Below are 4325 nucleotides of genomic sequence, written 5' to 3' on the forward strand. Positions count from 1 at the left end.
AGTGCAGCCAGCGCCGCGGCGACGGCGGCGCGGAAGTCCTCCGGCAACGCGGCGGCCCGCTCGCTGATGCTGAGGTTGCGCGCCAGGTCGGCCAGCCGGCTGCGGTAGCGGCGCAGGCTCGCCAGGCGCATCTGCCACAGCGTGTGGCGCGTGACCGTGCTGGTCACGAAGGGGTTGCCGTCGCGGTCGCCGCCGATCCACGAGCCGAAGCCGAACACCACCGGCAGCTCCAGCGTCTCGCCGGGGAACTGCTTCGCGAACGCGGCCTCGATGCGGCCGTAGAGCTGCGGCACGACGTCGAACAGGTTCTCGTCGAAGAAGTACAGGCCCCAGGCCACCTCCTGGTCCACCGTGGGCTTGTCGAGCTTCAGCTCGCCGGTGAGCCACAGCAGCTCGACCTCGTCGCTGATCGCGCGGGTGAGGTCCTCGCGCTCGCGGTCGGTCCAGCGCGGCGACTCCAGGTCGAACAGGCGCAGGTAGATGCGGCGGTGGCGTTCGAGCACCGTCACGCGCTTGGCCTCGGTCGGGTGCGCGGTGATGACCGGGCGGATGCGCAGGCTGCACAGCGCCTCGCGGATCTGCTTCGCATCGAGACCGGCCTCGACGGCGGTGTGGAACACGTGCGCGAAGGTGCCGCGCACCTGCGCATGGCCACGCTGGCGCTCGACCTCGCGGCGGCGCCGCATGTCGCGGTTCTGCTCGGCGATGGCGAGCAGCTGGAACCAGATCGCCTGCGCCTGGATCGTGCGGGCCAGCAGGCGGGTGGACATGCGCTCCTGCGGCGCCTCGCCGCGCAGCACGCGCGCGACCTCGGGCTCGTAGCGTTCGATGACGCCGATCAGCGCCGCACGCAGCAGCTCCGAGCGGGCCAGCGCGTCGGCGCGTTCGGCGCCGGCGGCCGACTCGTCGGGGTCCGCGAGGTCGGGGCGGGAACGTTCGCCCATCACTGCACGCGCGTCAACGCCTGCGCGACGGTCCTGCCCAGCTCGGCCGCGCTCGGCGACACCAGCAGGCCGTAGGAGCGCATGATCTCGGCCTTCTCGGCCGCCGTGTCGCCCACCGCGGAGATGATGGCGCCGGCATGGCCCATGCGGCGGCCCTTCGGCGCGGTGAGGCCGGCCACGTAGCCGACCACCGGCTTGCTCATGTGGGCCTGGACCCAGGCCGAGGCCTCGGCCTCCTGCGGGCCGCCGATCTCGCCAATCATGATCACGGCCTTGGTCTCCGGGTCCTGCTCGAAGCGCTCGAGGTGGTCGAGGAAGGAGCTGCCGTTGATCGGGTCGCCGCCGATGCCCACGCTGGTGGTCACGCCGATGCCCAGCGCCTTCATCTGCGCGGCGGCCTCGTAGCCCAGCGTGCCCGAGCGCGACACGATGCCGACGTTGCCACGCTGGTAGATGTTGCCCGGCATGATGCCCAGCATGGCCTTGCCGGCGCTGATGATGCCGGCGCAGTTGGGGCCGACGATGGTGGTGCGCTGCTCCTTCGCGTAGCGGCGGAGGTAGCGCTTCACGCGCATCATGTCCTGCGCCGGGATGCCGTCGGTGATGATGCACACCAGCTTCAGGCCGGCGTCGGCCGCTTCCATCAGGGCGTCGGCGGCAAACGGCGGCGGCACGAACAGCAGGCTGGCCTCGGCGCCGGTGTCTCGGACCGCTTCCTTGACGGTGTTGAACACCGGGCGTTCCAGGTGGCGCTGGCCGCCCTTGCCGGGCGTCACGCCGCCGACCACGTTGGTGCCGTAGGCGATCATCTCCTTCGCGTGGAAGGTCGCCTTGTCGCCGGTGAAGCCCTGCACGATGACGGGGGTCTTCTCGTCGATCAGGATGCTCATGGGTGTCTCGCTTTCTCGTCGGTGAGGGTCGTCGTCGTCAGGCTCAGGCGGGCACGTGCTCGCGCGCGGCCTGCACGGCCTTCTGCGCGGCCTCGGCCAGCGAGTCGGCGGTGATGATGGGCAAGCCGCACTCGCGCACGATCTTCTGGCCCTCCTCCACGTTGGTGCCGGCCAGCCGCACGATCAGCGGCACGCGCAGGCCCTTGGCGGCCTGCACCACGCCCTGCGCCACCCAGTCGCAGCGGTTGATGCCGGCGAAGATGTTGACCAGGATCGCCTTGACGTTGCGGTCCGACAGCACGAGGTTGAAGGCCTGACCGACGCGCTCGGGCGAGGCGCCGCCACCGACGTCGAGGAAGTTCGCGGGCTCGCCGCCGGCGTACTTGATCATGTCCATCGTCGCCATGGCGAGGCCGGCGCCGTTGATGATGCAGCCGATGTCGCCTTCGAGGCCCACGTAGTTCAGGCCATGCTGGTTGGCGGTGGCCTCGCGCGGGTCCTCCTCGGCCACGTCGCGCATCTCGGCGATCTGGCGGCGGCGGAACAGCGCGTTGTCGTCGAAGCTCATCTTGCGTCGAGCGCCAGCACGCGCTGGTCCTTGGTGACCACCAGCGGGTTGATCTCGACCATCGTCGCGTCGAGGTCGCGGAAGGCGCGGTAGCAGCCCATGATGGCCGTGACCGCCTGGCTCACCTGCTTGATGTTGAGGCCCAGGCCGAAGGCGATCTCGCGCGCCTGGAAGGGCTGCAGGCCCACCGCCGGCTCGACCTCGATCTGCAGGATCGACTCGGGCTTGTCGTGCGCGATCTCCTCGATCTCCATGCCGCCGTTGGCCGAGGCGATGACGCGGATGCGCTCGATCTTGCGGTCCAGCACGAAGCCCAGGTAGAGCTCGCGCTCGAAGGGTTCGGCCTGCTCGACGTAGAGGCGGTTGACCACCTTGCCGGCCGGGCCGGTCTGGTTGGTCACCAGCGTGGCGCCGAGCATCGCCTTCGCGGCGGCGGCCACTTCCTGGTAGGTGCGGCACAGCTTCACGCCGCCGGCCTTGCCGCGGCCGCCGGAGTGGATCTGCGCCTTCACGGCCCAGTGCCAGCCGCCGAGTTCGGTGGCGGCGTAGACGGCCTGGTCGGCGCTGTAGGCCACGCTGCCGCGCGGCACCGGCACGCCGAAGCCGGCGAGCAGTTCCTTGGCCTGGTACTCATGAATGTCCATCGTGGTCTCCTGTGGGTTCTGTGGAATTCGGCGGGCGGCGAGCAGCCCGGCTCAGCCGAGCTTGGCCTTGACCGTGTCGTGCACGCGCTCGGAGAGCGGCCCGCATTCGGCGAGCAGGCCCTGCAGCTCGGTCAGCGCGCGGTCGGCCCAGGCGCGGTCCTTGATCTGCGGCGCGTTGATGTGCACGTTGAGCGCGGCGCTGCGCAGCGCGGCCCAGGCCGCGACCACGCCGACACCGACGTCGCTGATGACATTGAGGTTGCCGTGCGCGACAGCGCGTTCGGTCAGGCGCACTGCCTCGGCGCAGGCGCGGGCACAGGCCAACGGTGCCTCGGTGGCCAGCTTCAGGCCGGCCTGGATGGCCGCGCTGCGCGCGGCCTTCTCGTCGTCGCTCGTCTTCGGCAGCTTGTAGGCGGCCATCAGCGTGTCGAAGGCCGCCACGTCCTCGGCCACCATGTCGGCCAAGCGCACGCGCAGTGCCTCCGACTCGGCCAGCAGCTGGCGCATCTCGGTCTCGACGGCCTCGTAGCCCTTCTTGCCGATGGTGAGGTTGGCCACCATCGACACCAGCGCGGCGCCCATCGCGCCCATGATCGCGGCGGCGCTGCCGCCGCCCGGCGTGGCGTTGCCGCTGGCCAGTGCGTCGAGAAACTTGCTTGTCGTCAGATCGTCAATCACGTTCATGTCTCCTTCACACACCCCGTCCGCATCTCACGACCCCCCGAGTGGCCGCCGCGGGTCCGGCTTGGCCGGCCCGCCAGCGGCGCCCCCTCGGGGGGAGCGGCGCAGCCGCAACGGGGGGGTCGTCATCTACCCCACCATGGTTTTCGCGATGGCGTAGATCTCTTCGCCGTCGAGCACGAGATCCTGCTGTTCGAACATGCGGGCGATGCAGGCGCGGTGCAGCGCGATCTTCAGCGCGCCGAAACCGATGGCGCCGAACACCGTCTTGCCGTGACGCTGCGCACCCTTGTCCATCATGTCGATGCCCTCGATGCCCAGCGTGGGCGTGGCGTTGGCGTCCGACAGCAGCTCGAGCTGCGGGTGGTCCTTCCAGGCCGCCTCGTCGAGCAGCGCGACACCGGCCGCGCCGGTGGCGAACACCAGGTTCGCGCCTTCGATGGCGCGGGCGCGGGCCGCGTTGTCGTCCGCCTCGATCGCGTCGACCTCGATCTTGAAGCGCTCGGCGATGGCCCGTGCGGCCGCCTGCGCGCGCTCCAGCGTGCGGCTGGTGATCGCCACGCGCGCGCCCTCCTTCGCCAGCATCACCGCGGCGCGC

General features: G+C 70.7%; 3 protein-coding genes and 2 pseudogenes. All 5 read right to left on the reverse strand.

Annotated features, from left to right (window positions below; all coding sequences use genetic code 11):
* Positions 1 to 944 (reverse strand): phosphoenolpyruvate carboxylase (locus x551_RS19000; RefSeq protein WP_036250230.1); only part of this gene is annotated, 944 nt, incomplete at its 3' end.
* Complete coding sequence (gene sucD / locus x551_RS19005) at positions 944 to 1834, reverse strand: succinate--CoA ligase subunit alpha (protein ID WP_036230602.1); 891 nt, start codon at positions 1832 to 1834, stop codon at positions 944 to 946. The genes x551_RS19000 and sucD, both read right to left, overlap by 1 nt.
* 43 nt (positions 1835 to 1877) lie before the next feature.
* Positions 1878 to 3046, reverse strand: a pseudogene (locus tag x551_RS19010) (malate--CoA ligase subunit beta).
* A 51-nt stretch (positions 3047 to 3097) separates the two neighbouring features.
* A complete protein-coding gene (fchA, locus tag x551_RS19015) occupies positions 3098 to 3730 on the reverse strand; it encodes a methenyltetrahydrofolate cyclohydrolase (RefSeq protein ID WP_036230598.1) in 633 nt (210 codons plus the stop codon).
* Positions 3731 to 3856: 126 nt separating this feature from the next.
* A pseudogene (locus x551_RS19020) lies at positions 3857 to 4325 on the reverse strand (methylenetetrahydrofolate dehydrogenase); the annotation flags it as partial.

Source organism: Methylibium sp. T29 (assembly GCF_000576205.1).
Taxonomy (GTDB): Bacteria; Pseudomonadota; Gammaproteobacteria; order Burkholderiales; family Burkholderiaceae_C; genus Methylibium; species Methylibium petroleiphilum.